19 protein-coding genes are annotated in these 18,264 nt (G+C 65.4%); 13 read left to right on the forward strand and 6 right to left on the reverse strand.

The features are described from left to right. Both MJ956_RS06090 and MJ956_RS06095 read left to right on the forward strand, forming a co-directional pair. Positions 1-1,197 (forward strand): B12-binding domain-containing radical SAM protein (locus MJ956_RS06090; protein WP_253963589.1); only part of this gene is annotated, 1,197 nt, incomplete at its 5' end. Between the two features lie 4 nt (positions 1,198-1,201). Beyond that, positions 1,202-2,131 (forward strand): glycosyltransferase family 2 protein, encoded by a 930-nt coding sequence (locus MJ956_RS06095; protein WP_253963590.1) that lies wholly within the window; start codon positions 1,202-1,204, stop codon positions 2,129-2,131. Here the strand turns inward: MJ956_RS06095 and MJ956_RS06100 are convergent. The 4 genes from MJ956_RS06100 to MJ956_RS06115 form a co-directional block, all read right to left on the reverse strand. Continuing rightward, positions 2,099-3,517 carry a pyridoxal phosphate-dependent aminotransferase gene (locus MJ956_RS06100; RefSeq protein ID WP_253963591.1) on the reverse strand — a complete coding sequence of 473 codons (1,419 nt, stop codon included), beginning with the start codon at positions 3,515-3,517 and terminating at the stop codon, positions 2,099-2,101. The two genes, MJ956_RS06095 and MJ956_RS06100, sit on opposite strands and share 33 nt — an antisense overlap. Then, positions 3,514-4,860 (reverse strand): type III PLP-dependent enzyme domain-containing protein, encoded by a 1,347-nt coding sequence (locus MJ956_RS06105; RefSeq protein WP_253963592.1) that lies wholly within the window; start codon positions 4,858-4,860, stop codon positions 3,514-3,516. The genes MJ956_RS06100 and MJ956_RS06105 overlap by 4 nt, the downstream gene beginning before the upstream one ends. A gap of 86 nt (positions 4,861-4,946) precedes the next feature. Then, positions 4,947-5,708, reverse strand: coding sequence for an SDR family NAD(P)-dependent oxidoreductase (locus MJ956_RS06110; RefSeq protein WP_253963593.1), 762 nt, complete (start codon positions 5,706-5,708; stop codon positions 4,947-4,949). 137 nt (positions 5,709-5,845) lie between these two features. After that, entirely contained in the window at positions 5,846-6,325 is a 480-nt protein-coding gene (locus tag MJ956_RS06115) for a TspO/MBR family protein (RefSeq protein WP_253963594.1), read from the reverse strand. A 293-nt stretch (positions 6,326-6,618) separates the two neighbouring features. On the opposite strand from MJ956_RS06115, the gene MJ956_RS06120 reads away from it, so the two are divergent. The 4 genes from MJ956_RS06120 to MJ956_RS06135 all read left to right on the forward strand — a co-directional run bounded on the left by MJ956_RS06120 (position 6,619) and on the right by MJ956_RS06135 (position 10,542). Next, positions 6,619-8,013, forward strand: a complete 1,395-nt coding sequence (locus tag MJ956_RS06120; RefSeq protein ID WP_253963626.1) for a circularly permuted type 2 ATP-grasp protein — start codon at positions 6,619-6,621, stop codon at positions 8,011-8,013. A 2-nt stretch (positions 8,014-8,015) separates the two neighbouring features. Continuing rightward, entirely contained in the window at positions 8,016-8,963 is a 948-nt protein-coding gene (locus MJ956_RS06125; RefSeq protein ID WP_253963595.1) for an alpha-E domain-containing protein, read from the forward strand. A 275-nt stretch (positions 8,964-9,238) separates the two neighbouring features. Beyond that, positions 9,239-9,481, forward strand: coding sequence for a hypothetical protein (locus MJ956_RS06130; RefSeq protein ID WP_253963596.1), 243 nt, complete (start codon positions 9,239-9,241; stop codon positions 9,479-9,481). Positions 9,482-9,807: 326 nt separating this feature from the next. Then, positions 9,808-10,542, forward strand: coding sequence for a proteasome-type protease (locus MJ956_RS06135; RefSeq protein ID WP_253963597.1), 735 nt, complete (start codon positions 9,808-9,810; stop codon positions 10,540-10,542). Between the two features lie 21 nt (positions 10,543-10,563). Here the strand turns inward: MJ956_RS06135 and MJ956_RS06140 are convergent, their stop codons facing one another. Beyond that, positions 10,564-10,929 carry a gamma-butyrobetaine hydroxylase family protein gene (locus MJ956_RS06140; RefSeq protein ID WP_253963598.1) on the reverse strand — a complete coding sequence of 122 codons (366 nt, stop codon included), beginning with the start codon at positions 10,927-10,929 and terminating at the stop codon, positions 10,564-10,566. Between the two features lie 189 nt (positions 10,930-11,118). Here MJ956_RS06140 and moaA point away from each other — a divergent pair, with 189 nt between their 5' ends. Together moaA and MJ956_RS06150 are read left to right on the forward strand one after the other, a co-directional pair. Beyond that, positions 11,119-12,108, forward strand: a complete 990-nt coding sequence (gene moaA / locus MJ956_RS06145) for a GTP 3',8-cyclase MoaA (RefSeq protein WP_253963599.1) — start codon at positions 11,119-11,121, stop codon at positions 12,106-12,108. A 5-nt stretch (positions 12,109-12,113) separates the two neighbouring features. Beyond that, a complete protein-coding gene (locus MJ956_RS06150) occupies positions 12,114-12,593 on the forward strand; it encodes a hypothetical protein (protein ID WP_253963600.1) in 480 nt (159 codons plus the stop codon). Positions 12,594-12,629: 36 nt separating this feature from the next. On the opposite strand, the gene MJ956_RS06155 is transcribed toward MJ956_RS06150, so the two are convergent. After that, a complete protein-coding gene (locus tag MJ956_RS06155) occupies positions 12,630-13,088 on the reverse strand; it encodes a hypothetical protein (protein WP_253963601.1) in 459 nt (152 codons plus the stop codon). 210 nt (positions 13,089-13,298) lie between these two features. Here MJ956_RS06155 and MJ956_RS06160 point away from each other — a divergent pair, with 210 nt between their 5' ends. The 5 genes from MJ956_RS06160 to MJ956_RS06180 all read left to right on the forward strand — a co-directional run bounded on the left by MJ956_RS06160 (position 13,299) and on the right by MJ956_RS06180 (position 18,259). Further along, positions 13,299-14,192, forward strand: coding sequence for a DMT family transporter (locus MJ956_RS06160; protein WP_253963602.1), 894 nt, complete (start codon positions 13,299-13,301; stop codon positions 14,190-14,192). Then, entirely contained in the window at positions 14,189-15,454 is a 1,266-nt protein-coding gene (locus tag MJ956_RS06165; protein WP_253963603.1) for a multidrug effflux MFS transporter, read from the forward strand. The genes MJ956_RS06160 and MJ956_RS06165 overlap by 4 nt, the downstream gene beginning before the upstream one ends. A gap of 208 nt (positions 15,455-15,662) precedes the next feature. Next, positions 15,663-16,460: an ABC transporter substrate-binding protein gene (locus MJ956_RS06170; RefSeq protein ID WP_253963604.1), complete on the forward strand. Its 798-nt coding sequence runs from the start codon at positions 15,663-15,665 to the stop codon at positions 16,458-16,460. Between the two features lie 285 nt (positions 16,461-16,745). Continuing rightward, a complete protein-coding gene (locus MJ956_RS06175) occupies positions 16,746-17,456 on the forward strand; it encodes an ABC transporter permease (protein ID WP_253963605.1) in 711 nt (236 codons plus the stop codon). Beyond that, entirely contained in the window at positions 17,453-18,259 is an 807-nt protein-coding gene (locus MJ956_RS06180; RefSeq protein ID WP_253963606.1) for an ABC transporter permease, read from the forward strand. Before MJ956_RS06175 ends, MJ956_RS06180 begins: the two co-directional genes overlap by 4 nt. Positions 18,260-18,264 lie beyond the last annotated feature (5 nt).

Raw genomic sequence — 18,264 nt, forward strand, 5'->3', positions numbered from 1 at the left:
CCCTTCGCCGGCTTGTCGCGCTCGATGCGCCGGCGCATGTCGCCGACATCATGGCTCGTCGTCGACTCCTCGCGCGGCTGCAAGGCCTTCTGCACCTTCTGCACGGTGCCGAACGTTGTGCGCGGCATGAAGGACGGCGTCTACCGGATGCGCGACCCACGCGACGTCGTCGACGAGATCGAGGCGGTGACGCGCGACCACGGCGTCACGCGCTTCTACATGGCTGACGACAATTTCCTCGGCTATGGCGAGACGAGCAACCAGCGGATGCTGGCCTTCGCCGACGAGATTCTGGCGCGCGGCCTCAACATCAACTTCCACGCCGAATGCCGGGTCGATTCCCTCGTGCCGGAGACGCTGGTCCGGCTGCGCGAGGCCGGCTTCGACCAGATCCTGTTCGGTCTGGAATCCGGATCGGCCAAGACGCTGAAGCGCTGGGCCAAGGGCCAGACCGTGGAGCAGAACGAAGCGGCCGTAACGCTGGCGCGAGAACTCAAGCTCGACTTGATGCCGAGCATGATCCTGCTCGACTGGGAGTCCGGCCTCGACGAGGTCGAGGAGAGTATCGGCTTCATCGAGCGCACGCGGCTCTGGCGCTCGAGCCAGCCGTTGTGGCTGGTCAACCGGCTGAAGGTGCATTGCGGCACCGCCGCCGCGCGGCGCTACGACAATGTCCGGGGCAAGCCGGATTTGCCGCCGGTCGACGCCGGCGACGCGGACAGTCTGGCGCGCTGGTGCGCCGCCGCGACCTATCAGCAAACGCCGATCGAGAATCCTCATGTCGCGGCCTTCTGGTCGGCGCTGAACGGCGAGGCGAACCGCTGGTCGGTGCTGATCGATGAGGTGCTGCCGCCGCTGCTCAAGACGCTGCGGGAGACATCGCGCGACACCGGCCGGGGCGACGCTCTGGCTCGGATCAAACGGATCGCGGCGTTCCGGCGCTCGATAGGCGGCGCGCTTGCCGGGTTGATGCGGCGACTGGTCGACGCCGCGCAGGAACAGGAAAACGCCGGTCGCCGACCCGACGATCTCGACGGCGTCGCCCGCCGCTTCGTTGCCGGGTTCGAGGCCGAGTTGTTTCCCGATGGGCTCGACGCCTGGCTTGCGCCAAAGCCGCCGGGTCTGGTGGCGATGCCGGGTGCGGCCTCGCGGCCGCCAGCGCCACCGGCCGAGGCCATGGCGGCCGAAACCGGTTAGGTGAATGGGCGTTCCCGTCCTGTCGGTGATCATCCCGACATCGGGCAAGCCGGAGCGGCTCGTGCTGGCGCTGCATTCGCTGATCCCGCAGACGCTGTGTCGGGGTCGCTTCGAGACCATCGTCGTCGCCGACGGACCGGCCCCCGGCACCGATGCTGCCGTGGCAACAGCACGCGCGGCGGGACAGCCGGTCCGTCTCGTCCGGACACCAGCGCTCGGCCAGGCGGCGGCGCGCAATCGCGGCGCGGCCGCCGCGCACGCCCCGGCGCTCCTGTTCATGGACGACGATGTGTTGCTGTCGCCGGACTATCTCGAAACCGCCCTCGCCCATCTTGCCGACGAACAGAACCGCGTCGTCCGCGCGCCTGTCTATCTGCTGCGCTATCTGGCTCCCTTCCGCGATCCCGAACGCGGCATTCGCTATGACGGGCAGCCGCTCCATCCCGGCGCGGCGATGACGCGGCGTCTCGTGTCCCGCCAAGCCATCGTCGAGGACTGGCCGTCGATCGCGCGTCAATGCGTCCATCGCAACCGGTTCGAACGGCTGGTGAGCGACACGCTCGCCAACGGTCCGGCGGCCCATCGCTGGCTCGGCTATTCCGGGTCCGGCGTTGCGCTCGCAAAGCCGCTGTTCGATGCGGCCGGCGGTTACGACGAGGACTTCGGCTTTCGCTGGGGCGCCGAAGCGATCGAACTCGGCTACCGGCTGATGCGCCTTGGCGCGGAGTTTCGCGACCTGCCCGGCATTTTCTCGGCCCATATGGATCACCCGCGCGGCGCCTCGCTCGACAGTTTCGCGGCGAGTTTCGACCATTTCTTCGCCAAGCACCGCGACCCGGCGATCCGCGCGATCGAGCGGCTGATCCTCGGAGAAGACCGTCGGCCGGGCAGTCTGTCAGCCTCAGGCGCCATGCCCGCGGTCGAGGAAATTTGAGAGTTTCTCGCAACCGCCGGCGAAAATATCCTTCCGGTTGGCCGTCGAAATCCGCACCCAGTAATCGCTGGAATCCTCGCGATCATGATCGGCGAAGACGCTCTCGGTGTAGAAGTCCAGACCAGCTTCGTCGAAGGCCTGCCGCGCGAAGGCCCATTCGCCGGGAACACCGTCGAACTTGACGCAATGGTTGAAGCCCGACGGCGCGGCGATCACCGATCGCAGCCGGTCGCCGAGCCGACCCTCGAACGCCCGCCAGTTGGCGGCGCAGGTGGCACCGGTCGCGGCCAGATCGCCGTGGTAACGGCGAAACGCCTGCGGCCAGTCGACGGCCGCGTCGAGAAACGCCCAGAGATCGCCGGGCCGGGAAAAATCGTCGGAGTATGGCGAGAACAGCTTGAGATAACGCCCGGCCCGCCGCGCCACGCGCGCCACCAATTGATCGGTCGCCGCGTCGTCCTTCGGATCACCCACCACGAGCGAGGCAGCCCGGACCCGGCGCGCCGCGGCCCGCAGCACCATGTCGAGCACGAGGGCGCTCGCCCCGGCGTGGACCGGCGACCACAGGAGCCGTTCGTTGTGGCGGCGGACGAAATCGACCGCCGGCCGGTCGGCGATCAACCAGCCGGCCCGCAGCCCGGCGAGGCTGCGCGACTTGGAAAACGAGTTGATCCAGATCAGCCGCTCCGGAAAGGCCTCGGTCTTTGCGGGAAACGGATGCGGTCGGTCGGCTTCGCCCGGATGGGCGAGATCGGGCACCTCGTCGAATCTCAGCCAGCTTCGCCTGGCCGCGACCGCCGCGATGACGGCGCTCAGCTCCGCCGCGCTGTAGACCTCGCCGGACGGGTTGGTCGGCTGGGTCAGCACGACGATATCCGGGCAATGCCTTGCGATGAGAGCAACGGCCTCGGCCGCGCTCGGCAGGATGCGAGCGGGTTCCTCGGAACAGCAGGTGCGGTAGGCGATCCGGTGTTCGTCGCAGATGGTCGAGAAATAACTGTAGTTCAGCCCGAGGACGAGCGCCGTCCGCGCCCCGGCGATGTCCGCGAGATAACGAAAGGCGAAGGCGAGCGCCCCGGTCGCGCCGGCGGTCATCGCGATATTGGCCGGCCCGATCGCGCCAAAGGCGGCGGCGCCGAGGCGCTCGTGGGTCTCGAAGGCGATCGCCGCGACGACGGCGGGCGCGCCGCCGGGCGCGGTATAGTTTTCAACCAGCATCCGCTCTTGCAGCTCGCGGGCAGCGATATCGAGCAGAACTGAAGGAGCCTTCAAATGATTGACCCCGGAGGAGAGGTAGCGGATGCCGCCATGGCGCCGCACGGCGGCGGCCCGACGCGCGGGATCGTAGAAATAGGCGTTCGCCCGCTCCAGCGACCGATAGGTCACGGCGGAACCCGACCGGGTTCGGCCGCGGCGGGATGGTCCGGCGATTGCAGCGCCAGCACCTCTTCGAACCGCACCCGGCGGGCGATCAGCCGCTCCTCATCGCCGTCGACGAGGATTTCCGGCGGCCAGTCGTGACCGAGGAAGTTCAGCGGGCTCGCATGTTTGCCGTAGGCGCCGCAGCCGGAAAAGACGATCAGGTCGCCCGGCGCAAGCGCTTTCGATAGCGACACCGCGCTGGCGAGCCGATCGGTCGGCGCACAGAGCGGACCGGTGAGTTCCGTCGGCTCGCTCTTGCTTTCGTCTGCCGGCGGGCCGGAGACGGCGACCGGCCGCCGCAGGAAGCGCATCGTGCCCGAGACCACCATCAGATGGTGAATGCCACCGTCGAGCGCCGCGAAACGCCGCCCCGCAGTGCGTTTCACCGCGACGACGCGGGCGAGATACCGGCCGGCCGGCCCGGTGACGTATCGCCCCATTTCAAAGCCGAGTTGCGGGGGTGGGCCGTCGCCGGTGAGCGCTTGTATCTCCCGTCCATGCAGGAAGGCGGCGATGGGATCGAGATCGAGAGCGGAATCGTCGGCATAGAACGGCGCGCCGAAGCCGCCACCGAAATTGATGAAGCGAGGTGCAAATTCCTGCGACAGACGCCGAACCGCCTCGATGAAGGTCGCGAAGCGCCGAACGAAGTCGGCGGCGTTGAGCGATCCCGATGTCGGATGATTGTGAAACCCGACGATCTCGACCGGCGCCAGGCGGTCCCTGACGCCGAGGATCGCGGCGGCGGTCGGCTCGTCCATGCCGAAGGACGAGGCTCCCGCCCAGTCGCCGCGCCGCGCGCCGGAATCCTTCGGCAGATCGAGCCGCAAAACCGCTGTGGCCGGGCGCTCCAGCTGCGCCGCGATCGCCGCCAGCCGTTCGATTTCGCCAAGCGCCTCGACCTGGACAGCGTAGATGCCAACCTTGACCGCCGCCGCCAGATCGTCGTCGGTCTTGGCCGGTCCCGACCAGACGATCCGTTTGGCCGGGATTCCCGCCGCCATCGCCAATGCCAACTCGCCCCTGGAGGCGACCTCCGCCCCGTAGCCGAGGGCGGCGAACAACCCGACGATGGCTGGATTCGGATTGGCCTTGACCGGGTAAAAGAGTGCGGCGCCCTCAGGCAGGGCCGCGCGAACCCGTCCCGCCGCCTCCCGCATGACAGCCGCGTCATAGATGAAACAGGGTGTGCCATGGCGCTTGGCGATCTCTTCGAGCCGAGCGCGCGACAGCCCGGCGGCGGGCCCTCCGGCCGCACCGGCGCCGGCATTCGGGATGTCGGGCAACTCGGCCATAGCCGACCTCATGGCTTGCGAACGCCTTACGCTACACAACCATAGGATGCGTTATTGCGGCGCCCGTCAACCGTCCCGCCGACGCCTTCGTTCTTCGCTCAGATCGACCCGGCTTCGACCATGTAGTTGTTGGCAGTGCACATCGCGGCGTCGTCGGAGGCGAGGAACAGCACCATCCGCGCGAGATAGACCGGCTCGATCAGGTCCGGCAGGCATTGCCGCGCGCGGTGCTTTTCGATCGCTTCCTCGGTGACCCACAACTCCTTCTGTCGCTCGGTCATCACCCAGCCGGGCACCACGGTATTGACCCGGATGCGGTGCATGCCGAGGTCGCGGGCGAAGGAACGGGTCATGCCGTGGACGGCCGCCTTGGCGGTCGTATAGGCCGGCATGCCGCCGCCCGCCTCCCACCAGGAATTCGATCCCATGTTGACGATCGAGCCCTTGCCGGCCGCGATCATCCCCGGCGCGACCGCCTGGATGGCAAACAGCATGTGGCGAAGATTGGTCGCGATCCGCTCGTCGAAATATTCCGGTGTCAAATCTTCCCAGCCATGCCGGTCGTCGCGGGCGGCGTTGTTGACGAGGACGGTGGCGGGCCCATGCGCTTCGGCGAGCACGGCAAACGCCCGTCTCAGATCGGCGATATCGCGCAGGTCGCAAGCCTGGAAGGCGACGGTCCCGCCATCGGCGGCCAGTTCGGCGGCAAGCGCCTCGCCCTTCTCCCGGTCGAGATCGACGAAGCCGATCTTCGAGCCCTGCGCGGCGAAGGCGCGGACCATCTCGGCGCCGATGCCGGAGGCGCCGCCGGTGACGATGACGCTGGCGCCCTCAAGGCTCGGATAGCTGGCAAAGCGCATGGAAATCCCCGCTTGGTTCAACGAAAACGAGAGATGCTTCTGGCCGCTTTATCGCCGAAACGGAAGAAGAAATCGAGCGGCGACAGTTTGCGTTCGTCCGGCTGTAACAGGTGTTCGCCCGGCCCCGCGACGCGGCGTCATGCGTGCGAAAACGCGCCGGGGTTCCTGCGCCAGACTGAAAGATTGAGGCCAGCGGCGACGCAGACCCAGATGAAATACGGGACCAGCAGCAAGCCGGCGACGGCGTCGATGGACCAGAACAGCACGATGTTTGCCGCGACGGCGATCGCCAGCAGCATGATATCGGCGAATGCGAGATCCGGCCGGTGCAGGCCGAAGAACAGCGGCGACCACGCCGCGTTGAAGACGAGCTGCACTGCGTAGACGAGGAACGGGAGCGCCGCCAGGCCAACCGTCTCGTAGACCCGCCAGCCGGCGATCGCGATCATCAGGTAAAGTGCCGACCAGACGACCGGAAAGGCCCAGTTGGGCGGCGTCCAGGAGGGCTTGTCGAGCCGACGATACCAGGCACCCGGCTTGAAGATCACGCCGCTGAGGCCAGCGGCGCAGACAAGGGCCAGAAACCCGGCGAAGCTGACGATGTCTGCGAAATTCATGAAACATTTCCGTTGCGTGCTGGCATTCTGTCCTTCGTATCTGGAGCATCGGACGATAAAATGAACGCGGTTCTGTTTCCCGGTTCGCCGCGGTAAGCCATGCGAAGAACGGTGACAAGCGCCGCGGCGCTACGGTCGAGTCGGCCGACAAGCGGGATGCCCGGGTTCGCGACATACCGCCCAACTCTCGCCATTTGCCAATCTTCTGGCCGTCAAGGCTTGATTTTCCGGGGTTCCGCTTTCTCTCTAGGAGGGAACCCGACTGGAGGATGCTGGTGGAACCGTTCGACGAGATGCTGTTGGGACCCGATCGGGTCCGCGAGCCCTACGGGCGGTTCAACGAATGGTTCCGCGAGCAGAACGTCGAGGAACTGGCGGCCAAAGCCAACGAGGCGGAAGGATTTTTCCGCCGCACCGGCATCACTTTCAACGTCTATGGCGAGGACGAGGCGGCCGAGCGTCTGATCCCCTTCGACCTCGTGCCGCGAATCATCGCGCGCGCCGAGTGGGAAAAACTGGCGGAGGGAATCGAGCAGCGCGTCGATGCGTTGAACGCCTTTCTGCACGACATCTACCACGACCAGGAGATCGTCAAGGCCGGCAAAGTGCCGGAGCGCCTGATCGCCGGCAATGCGGCCTATCTGCCGCAGATGGAGGGCTTCAGCCCGCCAGGCGGCGTCTACACCCACATCATCGGCACCGACATCGTCCGCGTTGGGGAGAACGAGTTCTACGTTCTGGAGGACAACGCCCGCACCCCGTCTGGCGTATCCTACATGATCGAGAACCGGGAAACGATGATGCAGATGTTTCCCGAACTGTTTTCCCAGAACCGGGTGCGCCCCGTCGAAACCTATCCCCATCATCTGCGCCGCTCGCTCGCCGCCGTGGCGCCCGCCGCCTGCGACGGACCCTGCACCATCGCCGTGCTGACGCCGGGCATCCACAATTCGGCCTATTATGAACACGCCTTCCTCGCCGACCAGATGGGCGTCGAACTGATCGAGGGCTCTGACGTCAAGGAGATCGACGGGCGCATCCAGATGCGCACGACCGAAGGCTATATGCCGATCGACGTGATCTATCGCCGGGTCGATGACGAATATCTCGATCCCAAGGCGTTCCGGCCCGATTCCATGCTCGGTATCCCCGGCATCATGGATGTCTACAAGAACGGCGGCATCACCATCGCCAACGCCCCCGGGACCGGCATCGCCGACGACAAGGCGATCTACTCCTACATGCCGGAGATCGTCGAGTTCTACACCGGCAAGACCGCCCTGTTGGAGAACGTGCCGACCTGGCGCTGCGCCGAGGCCGACAGCCTCGCCTATGTGCTCGACAATCTTCAGGATCTCGTCGTCAAGGAAGTCCACGGCTCCGGCGGCTACGGCATGCTGGTCGGGCCGGCCGCCTCGAAGGCCGAATGCGAGAGTTTCGCGGCCAAGCTGCGGGCCCGGCCGGGCAATTACATCGCCCAGCCGACGCTGGCGCTCTCCACCGTCCCGATATTGACCGAGAAGGGGCTGTCGCCCCGCCATGTCGACCTTCGCCCCTTCGTCCTCGTCTCCGACAAGGTCCGGATCATTCCCGGCGGCCTCACCCGCGTGGCGCTCAAGCAAGGCTCGCTGGTGGTCAATTCCAGCCAGGGTGGCGGCACCAAGGACACCTGGGTACTGAGGGACTGATCATGACATTGCTCGGACGCACCGCAAACGGCTTGTTCTGGATGTTCCGCTACATCGAACGCGCCGAAAACATGGCCCGCCTCGTCGACGCCGGGCAGCGGCTTTCGCTGACCAACCTGTCGGCCGAGCCGGACGAATGGCAATCGGTGCTGGTCTCGGCCGGCGTCGAAGCGGCCTATCGCGCCAAGCACGCCGAACTCGATCCGGACACCATCGTCGACTTTCTCCTGCGCGACGGCGACAACCCGTCGAGCGTGCGCGCCTCGATCGAGACCGCGCGCACGAATGGCCGCATGGTGCGCACTGCCCTCAGCCGCGATCTGTGGGAGACGCTGAACGAGAGCTGGCTGATCATGACGGCGCGGCTGGACAAACCGATACAGCCCCGCGAACTGCAGACGGTGCTCGATCTGGTCAAGCGTCAGACGACTCTCATCCGCGGCGCCTTCTATGGCACCATGCTGCGCAACGAGACCTTCGACTTCTGCAATCTCGGCGCCTTCATCGAGCGCGCCGACAACACCGCCCGCATCCTCGACGTCAAATACTGGGTCCTGCTCCCCGAACACTCCTCGGTCGGTTCCTCGCTGGACAATTTCCAGTGGGCCTCGATCCTGCGCTCGGTTTCGGCGCATCGTTCCTATGCCTGGGAATACGACGCCGAATATCGCGCGGTGAACATCATCGACTTCCTGATGCTGAACCGGCGGCTGCCGCGCTCGCTCGCCTATTGCTATCACTGCATTCAGGAGAGCCTGACCTATCTCGACCGCAATTACGAGACAAAGCACCCCTGCCACCGCACGGCCGGCGAGATCAACAAGCGGCTGTCGCAGAATTCGGTCCGCGAGATCATCGACGGCGGCCTGCACGAATTCCTGGAGGCGTTCATCGTCGACAACAACCGCCTCGCCGGCGAAATCGCCAAGAGCTACCGGTTCTATCCGTGATCCGTGATGGCGGTTCGGGAACCCCACAGACAAAACTGGTGATGGACTGGCAGATTGCAGCGACTGGTTCGGCTGTCTGCGGTCTGGCGCCGATCGCCGCCCAATGACGATAATAGCCTATTATAATAAATCATTGTTATTATCATGTAATCATTTTTAAAAAGTTGATTGGAACGACACATTGACAGCCAGAATTACTTGGATGCAATTTAGATTGCCGCATAAGCATGTTGCATGCGGCACGTGACGACACCAGCAAAAATGAGAGGTGGACTATGCGCACGATCGTTACGCTGATCATGGCGGGCCTGTTGTCTTTTGCTTCCGCAACGCCGGGGTACTCCGCGCATGATAATGGCAATGGCAAGAGCCAGGACGCCAACTCCGCGGGTAACAACTCCGCTACCGGAATCGGAAATGGCGGAAACGGCGGGGTCGCGCCCGGTCAGGGAACGACTGATACGAATGATGACGGTAAGGTAAACGGCAAGGACGGCGCTCCGGGCCAGAACAAGTAAGCCGGCCGTTTGATCGAATGTGACACGACAGTGAGACGGGGGCCGGTATGGCCCCCGCCCATCGCTTTTGTTCCAGACACCGGAAGTCTGGCTTCTTCACGCGGTTGGCAATCGCTTCGGACCGGCGCCCGCAGAGAATGCCTCTCCTCCTCGTCTTTCCTGCCCGCTTCTCCCGTTCTTGTGACTATACTGTAACGGCGCGCGCCGAACGCCTCCCGCCCATTGCGAGGATCGCTTCGTTTGCGTATTGGCCGGAACTGCTTGCCAGCCTATCGGCTGGGTCGATTCGGCGCCGGTCGGCGCGCTTGTGAGGACGAACACCTTCCATGACCTACTGCGTCGGGCTTCTCGTCGATCGCGGCCTCGTCTTCATGTCGGATACCCGCACCAATGCCGGCGTCGACAACATTTCCGTCGTATCCAAGATGAAGACATGGGAGGTGGCGGGCGATCGCTTCCTCTGCCTGTTGAGCGCCGGTAATCTGGCGACCACCCAGGCGGCGATCGCTCTCCTAGACGAGCGCAGCATCGCCCCCTCGGAGCGCCAGCCGGCGATCCTGACGCAGCCGACGATGTTCCAGACCGCCAAGCTGGTGGGCGAGACGCTGCGCGAGGTCATTTGCGGCGGGGCGATGGCCGGCCAAATGGCGGATTCGGTGTTTTCCGGTTCCTTCATCCTCGGCGGCCAGATCAAGGGCAGCGCGCCCAGGCTGTTCCTCATCTATCCGGAAGGCAACTTTATCGAGGCCGGCAGCGACACGCCGTTCTTCCAGACCGGCGAGCACAAATACGGCCGCCCGATCATCATCCGCACCTATGACCGGGCGATGTCGCTGGAAGACTGCGCCAAGCTGCTCCTGGTGTCGTTCGACTCGACCATTCGCTCCAATCTCTCGGTGGGGCCGCCGATCGACATGCAGTTCTACGACACAGATAGCCTCGCCGCAGGGTACCGGCAGCGGTTCGATCTGCGCGATCCTTATTATACGGCGATCTCGGAGGGCTGGTCCGACGCGCTCAAGAGCGCCTTCGACCAGTTGCCGGCCTTCGTCCGCACCTGATTCGGTCTTGATGGGCTGGCCTCACCGCTCGCGCTTCAACCCCTTGGCCTTCAGCTCGTCGAGATAGACCTGCCAGCGCTCGTCCTTCTCGCGGCCGAGATCGGCGAGATAGGTCCAGGTGAAGATGCCGGAACTGTGCATATCGTCGAACATGATCCGGATCGCGTAGTTGCCGACCGGCTGGATGTCGATGATCTCGACGTCGATCTTGCCGCCGACGGTCTGACGCTGCGCGGGCGAATGTCCCTGCACCTCGGCCGACGGCGACATCACCCGCAGCATCTCGGCCGTCAATTCGATGCGCTCGCCGCCGGGCAGAACCACGACGAGCGTCCTGCGGTCTGGGGTCACCCGGATCTGTTCGGGCGTGATCGTGGCGGCTGTCATGGCAATTTCATTCCTTCATCCAATGGTTTGATCGTCACGAAACGCTTGACCCGGGCCCGTCGGCCTTCCACATTCGCCTGCATGGATATGACGAAGTTCCCGGCCCCGCCATCGCGACAGTCTCCGGCGGCGGGCGACATAGAGCTACCTTCTCCGGCGGCGAACCCGATCCGGGCTTCCGGCGCGGAGATGATCGACCCGTTCGGCCGAGCGATAACCTATCTGCGCGTCTCCGTCACCGACCGCTGCGATTTCCGCTGCGTCTATTGCATGGCCGAGGACATGACCTTCCTGCCGAAGCGCGATCTGCTGACGCTGGAAGAGCTCGACCGGCTGGCGAGCGCCTTCGTCGCCAAGGGAGTCCGCAAGCTGCGGCTGACCGGCGGTGAACCCTTGGTGCGCAAGAACATCATCCATCTGGTTCGCTCGCTCTCCCGGCATCTGCAGACCGGGGCGCTGGAAGAGCTGACGCTGACCACCAACGGCTCGCAGCTCGCCCGCTTCGCCGGCGAGCTCGCCGATTGCGGGGTGAAGCGGCTCAATGTCTCGCTGGACACGCTGGACGCGGCGAAGTTCAAGGAAATCACCCGCTGGGGCGAACTCGACAAGGTCATGGGCGGCATTCGCGCAGCCCAGGCCGTGGGGCTAAAGATCAAGATCAACGCGGTCGCGCTGAAGGGCTTCAACGACGCCGAGATTCCGTCGATGATCGAGTGGGCCCATGGTGAGGGTCTGGATTTCACCCTGATCGAGACGATGCCCATGGGCGAGATCGATGAGGACCGGACCGACCAGTATCTGCCGCTGCGCCAGGTGCGGGAGCAGCTGTCCGAGCGTTGGACGCTGTCGGACATTCCGTACAAGACCGGTGGTCCGGCCCGTTACGTCGAGGTCGCCGAGACTGGCGGGCGGCTCGGCTTCATCACGCCGATGACCCACAATTTCTGCGAAAGCTGCAACCGGGTCCGCGTCACCTGCACCGGCACGCTGTACATGTGCCTCGGCCAGGAGGACGCGGCCGACCTTCGGGCGCCGCTGCGTGCCTCGGAGGGCGACGAATTGCTGTCGGACGCCATCGACGAGGCGATCGGCCGCAAGCCGAAGGGACATGATTTCATCATCGACCGCGCGACGCGAAGACCCTCGGTCTCGCGGCATATGAGCGTGACCGGAGGATAAATTCCATGCGTAACTGGTGGGCCGCGCTCGCCGGCGGCGTGGCCGTCGCGGCAGTGCTGGCGAGCACCCCGACGCTCGCCGACGAGCCGACGTATCGCAACGAACGGTTCGGCACCTCGGCCAGCTTCCCGGCGGAAGCCTTCCCGGATCAGTTGCCGGCGCCTACCAACGGTGACGGGTTGGGCTGGACGTCGCCGGCGGGCGCGGAGATATTCATCTATGCCCGGCCCAATCAGGGTGGCGAGACGCCGAAATCGGTCATCCGCGACCGCGCCGACACGGACAAGGTGACGTATGACGCATCCGGCCGGCGCTGGGCCGTGGTCTCCGGCTATCGCGACGGCAGAATTTTCTACGAACGGTACATCTTTCGCGGCGATTTGATCCACTCGGTGTCGATCCGCTATCCGGAAAGCCTGCGTTCGACCTATGATCCGCTGGTCGGGCCGGTAACGATGACGCTGCGCGGCCCGGCCGACGGCTGAGGCGGGGAGGAAACGGCGCCGGTCGCGCCGCTTCGATCAGACCAGCTCGCCGCGATAGGCTTCCTGGACTGTCTCGTAGCTCGCCTTCGCCGCGGCCAGATCGGCATCGGACCGCTCCGCCGCGAACAGCGCCAGTTGGGTCGATATCTCGCCGACCCCCTTGATGAAGCTGAATGTCTTCTGTGCATCGACGTTGCCAATCGCGATCTGGAGCACCGGCTCGATAAACGCCGGCTTTGCCGCCAGATTGACCGAACCCGGTGCGGTCGCGCCGGTTGTCGGGGCCGACCACGTCCCCGAGGACGAAGCCGCGGAGACCTTGCTGGAGCCGCTCGGCGCGGTCAGGGAAGCAGAGCCGCTCGCGGGCTTTTCCAAGGAGGGGCTTTCGGTCCCCGGCGCCGCGTTGGACGTGGACTTCTCCGGGAGCGGCGACTGATAGCTCCGCTGCGACGACGGCGTGCCGCTGCTCGGCAAGAGGTTGATCGACAATGACATGCGCTCGGTCCCTTGATGGCTTGCGGGCGCATCTATCGCCCGGGGACTCTTCTTCCCACGTTTCGGCAATCGTTAAGTTTTTCCTCAACACTCGGTGAACCCGGCGTGAGCCGCTGCCCCAGGGCGTCTGGGTGTGGCTCTCGCCAACACAGCCGGGAAGGCGTAAGGGAAGCGAACGAATTTCTTCCGCAATCGTTCCGGATCCTTTCCTTGTTCAGTGACAACATCCGCGCCGCGCTCTTCATGCTCGTGGCCATGGCGGGCTTCGTGGTCAACGACACCTTCGTGAAGCTCACCTCGGAGGATCTGTCACCGCCGCAGATCATGGCGGTGCGCGGCGTCGCGGCGTCGCTGCTGCTGTTTGTGCTGGCCTGGCGCATGGGCGCGCTGCGGCCGGTCGGTCTCGCCTTGCGGCCCAGGCTTATGCTGCGCACGGGAGCCGACTTCATGGCCACTCTCAGCTATCTGACCGGGCTCAGCCAGATGCCGATCGCCAATGCCTCGGCGATCTTCCAGGCTCTGCCGCTGACGGTGACCCTGGGCGCGGCGGTCTTTCTGCGCGAACCGGTCGGCTGGCGCCGCTGGGCCGCCATCGGCGTCGGCTTCGTCGGCGTCATCATCATCGTGCGACCGGGCACGGAGGGCTTCACCGTCTATTCGCTCGCGGTTCTCGCCGCCGTGGTGTTTTCCGCCATCCGCGATCTGGCCACGCGCCGCATGGACCGGGCGATCCCGTCGCTGTTCATTGCGCTCATGGCGGCGATCGCGGTTTCGCTGCTCGGCTGGACCCTGATCCCGTTCACCGGAGGCTGGCGACCGGTCTCGGCGGAGAATGCGTTGTGGCTGTCCTGCGCCGCCGTCAGCATCATTGTCGGCTACATTTTCATCGTCCAGTCGATGCGCATCGGAGACATGGGCTTCGTCGCGCCGTTCCGCTATTCGGTGCTGCTCTATGCCCTGGTCATCGGCATCGTCGTCTTTGGCGACTGGCCCCCGACGCCGGTTCTGCTCGGCTCGGCCATCGTCGTCGGGAGCGGTCTCTACACCCTCTATCGCGAACGGGTGCGCGGCGTCGCGGCGCCCTTGAAAAGTCAGGTCCATTGAGCGACCAGCGGTTTCAGAAGATCCTGCCCTCGGCGCCGGATACGGCACGGAAGGAAAGCAGCGACCGCGCGGCGATCCCGGCCCCGGCGACGCGACGTCCCATGCTGGCGACGCTGATGATCGCCTCGGCGCTGTCGCCGCTCGCGATCAACATCTTCATCCCGTCGATGGCCTCGATCGCACGCGATCTGCATGCCGACGGCGCCACGGTGGGGCTGGGGCTGTCGCTCTATCTCGCGGCGACCGCGATCATCCAGCTTCTGGCCGGCCCCCTGTCCGACCGCTTCGGGCGGAGGCCGGTCATCCTCGGCGGCATGGTGCTGTTTCTGATCGGAACGGCGCTATGCCTGATCGCGCGGGATGTCGGCCTGTTCCTCGCCGGCCGTGTCGTCCAGGCGGCCAGCGCCACCGGCATCGCTTTGTCCCGCGCCGTGGTGCGCGACGTCTACAGCCGCGAGCGCGCGGCGGCGATGATCGGTTACGTCACCATGGGCCTCGCCGTCGCCCCGATGCTCGGCCCCGCGATCGGCGGCGTGATGGACACGGCGTTCGGCTGGCGCAGCGTGTTCTGGCTGCTCGCCGTCATGGGTGTTGCGACCACCACGCTGCTCGTCTTCGACCTCTCGGAGACCAACAACGACAGGGGCAAGCCGATCGCCAGCCAGCTCCGCAGCTACGGCGAACTGACAAGGTCGAGCGCGTTCTGGATCTATGTCGGCGTCTCGTCACTCACCTCCGGCGTTTTCTTCGCCTTTCTCGGCGGGGCCCCCTTCGTGGCGGTCGATATCCTCGCCATGACGCCGGCGGGTTACGGACTGTGGTTCGGGCTCGGCGCGCTCGGCTATATGGCCGGGAATTTCGGCACGGCGCGTCTGTCGGTGCGTCTCGGCATCAAGACGTTGATGGTTTCGGGAGCAGGGCTGACCCTCAGCGCCGCTATCTTGTCACTCATCGCAGTCGCCACGGGCCACCTGTCGCCCCTGACGCTGTTCGGGCCGATGCTGCTGGTTGGAATCGGCAATGGCCTGGCGCTGCCAACGGCGACGGCGGGCGGGGTCAGCGTGCGTCCAGAAGCGGCTGGGGCAGCGGCGGGTCTTCTCGGCGCCTGCCAGATCGGCCTCGGCGCGATCAGTTCGATCCTCGCGGCCATCCTCGCCACCAGCGCGGTTGGCGCCGTCGGTCTCACCGCCCTGATGACGGGATTCGGCCTGGCGGGCCTTGCCTGCGCGCTCGCGGCGCGGCGTGTGCGGCCGAGCCCATAGGAAATCCGCCGCGGCGGAATCGGCACACGGAGCGGATCAGGCGCTCGAAAACGCCCCGCGCCGTCGCATCATGGTTGAAAATGCCTGCCCTAGGCGAAGGACGCGGTTGCCTAGCGCCTTGAAATAATGGCAGCATCGCCTGCACAACAGGCATGCTGCTCAAATGACGAAGAACGTCAGGTCGTGCCGCTCAACAGAAGAGGTATTCATGCGTCTCCCCATCTCTCTGGCGCTCGCCGCCTCTGTCGCAGTCATCGCCTTCGGCCCCGCCACGGCCCAGGAAAACGATGCCGACAAGGATTGGTCGAAAGTCGTCATCGGCACCGAAGGCGCCTATCCGCCATTCAACTTTCTCGATGCCTCCGGCGAGCTGAAGGGTTTCGACGTCGATATCGCGAAAGCGCTCTGCGACGAGATGAAAGTCGAGTGCAGCTTCGTCACCCAGGATTGGGACGGCATCATTCCGGCGCTGCAGAACGGCAATTTCGACGCGATCGTCGCCTCCATGTCGATCACGCCAGAGCGCGAGGAGCAGATCGCCTTCACCGACAAATATTACCAGACGCCGCCGGCCATTGCCGTGCCGAAGGACTCCGACATCACCGAAGCCACGGCCGAAGCGCTGTCGGGCAAGGCGATCGGCGCTCAGGCCTCGACCACGCACTCAAGGGCAGCCGAAGCGCTGTTTCCGGACGCGGACGTGCGACTATATCCCACGGCAGAGGAATACAAACTCGACATCGAGAACGGCCGGGTCGACGCCGTGATGGACGACGTGGTCGTGCTCAATGAATGGATCGCGAGCGACGCGGGCGCCTGCTGCAAAGTGCTGGGCACCCTCCCCGCCGATCCGGCGATCTACGGCAAGGGTGTCGGCATCGGCCTGCGTCAGGGCAACGACAAGCTCAAGGGCATGTTCAACGATGCCATTGCCGCGATCCGCGAGAACGGCAAATACCAGGAAATCCAGGACCAGTATTTCGACTTCGACGTCTACGGCGAATAGGCGTAGCAACGAGCGGCCCATGAGAACGGCCGCGGCCTTTCCGCCGCGGCCTTTCACGTTTTGGCGGCTCGTCGCAGGCGCGGTCCGCCGAATTCGTGCCGCCAGGCAGCCGGCTCGAACGCGTAGCCGCCTCCGCCCGCCGCCACCAAATAGCCGACGCCCGGAAAAGCGACGCGCATTCCGGCGATCTGCGTCCCGCCGGCCGGGGCCGCTACCGAAATACCGCGAGCGCGCGTGTCGCCACCGCTTGATGATATTCGGTGCGCCCGCTAACCATCGATCCCGATGAATATCGACTGGACCCTGATCGGCTTCGGCCCGACCGGATGGGGCGACGACATCGCGTGGGGGGTTCTGGTCACCGCGGCGCTGGCGCTCGCCACCCTGCCGATCGGCCTCGTCGCCGGCTTCCTGCTGGCGCTCGCCAAGCAGTCCGAGGATCGTTTCCTCAATCTGTCCGCCAACATCTACACCACGATCTTCCGCGGCCTGCCCGAGCTGCTGACCCTGTTTCTCGTCTATTTCGGCGTCAACGGCGCGCTGAAGTCGCTCACCGACGCGACAGGATTGCCGAGTCTGGCCCTGTCGAGCTTCGTCTCCGGCATGGTCGCCCTCGGCTTCGTCTTCGCCGCCTTCGCCAGTGAAGTTTTCCTGTCGGCCTTTCGAGCGATTCCGCAGGGGCAAAGGGAAGGCGCGGCGGCCCTTGGCCTTCGCCGGTCGCAGACCATGGTGCTGGTCATCCTGCCGCAGTTGGTTCGCATCGCCCTGCCCGGCCTCGGCAATCTCTGGATGAACCTCCTCAAGGACACCGCCCTCGTCTCGGTCATCGGTCTCGCTGACATCCTGCGCCAGTCGCAGATCGCCGCGCGGGTGACGCGCGAGCCGTTCCTGTTCTTCGGCGTGGCGATCGTGCTCTATCTGGTCCTGACGATCCTCTCCTCGGCGGCAATCGGCCGGATCGATCGCTGGGCCAAGCGCGGCGAGATGGCCAAGTGAGCGCGCCGGCGCTTGCCGCTCCGGCCGCCGCCAAGCCGAAGCCCGGCGTCGGCGGCTTCATCGCCCTGGGCGTCTGGATCACCATCGCCGCCGGGCTCGTCGCCTATATCGCCAGCGTCTGGAATCCGAGCCTGTTCACCCGCTTCGGCCCCTCCTACCTGTCGGGCTTGTGGATCACCATCTCGCTGGTCCTGATCTCCTTCGTCTGTGGCGCCATCGTCTCGCTGCCCGTCGCGCTGGGCCGCATGGCGACGAATCCCGTCGCGCGGACGCTTGCCTTCGTCTTCGTCTATTTCTTCCGCGGCACGCCGCTGATCGCCCAGATCTTTCTGGTCTATTACGGCTTCGGCCAGTTCCGCGGCGCCTTCGAGACGGTGGGCCTGTGGTGGTTCTTCCGCGAGGCCTGGTACTGCGCGCTGTTCGCCCTGTCGCTCAACACCGCCGCCTATCAGGCGGAAATTCTGCGCGGCGGCATCGAGAGCGTGCCGAAGGGCCAGTTGGAGGGCGCGCGCTCGCTCGGCCTGCACCGGTTGGTGATCTTCTGGAAGATCGTCATGCCGCAGGCGATGATCGTCGCGCTACGCCCCTACGCCAACGAGATCATCCTGATGATCAAGGCATCGGCGATCGTCGCGATCATCACCGTCTACGACCTCTTCGGCGAGACGCGGCAGGCCTATTCGCGCACCTTCGACTTCCAGACCTATGTCTGGGCCGCGCTCCTGTATCTCACCATCGTCGAGGCCCTGCGCCACGCCACCAATTTCGTCGAGCGGCGGCTGACAAGGCATTTGAAGCGGTAAGCGTG

The organism is Aurantimonas marianensis (assembly GCF_024195285.1).
Taxonomy (GTDB): Bacteria; Pseudomonadota; Alphaproteobacteria; order Rhizobiales; family Rhizobiaceae; genus Aurantimonas; species Aurantimonas marianensis.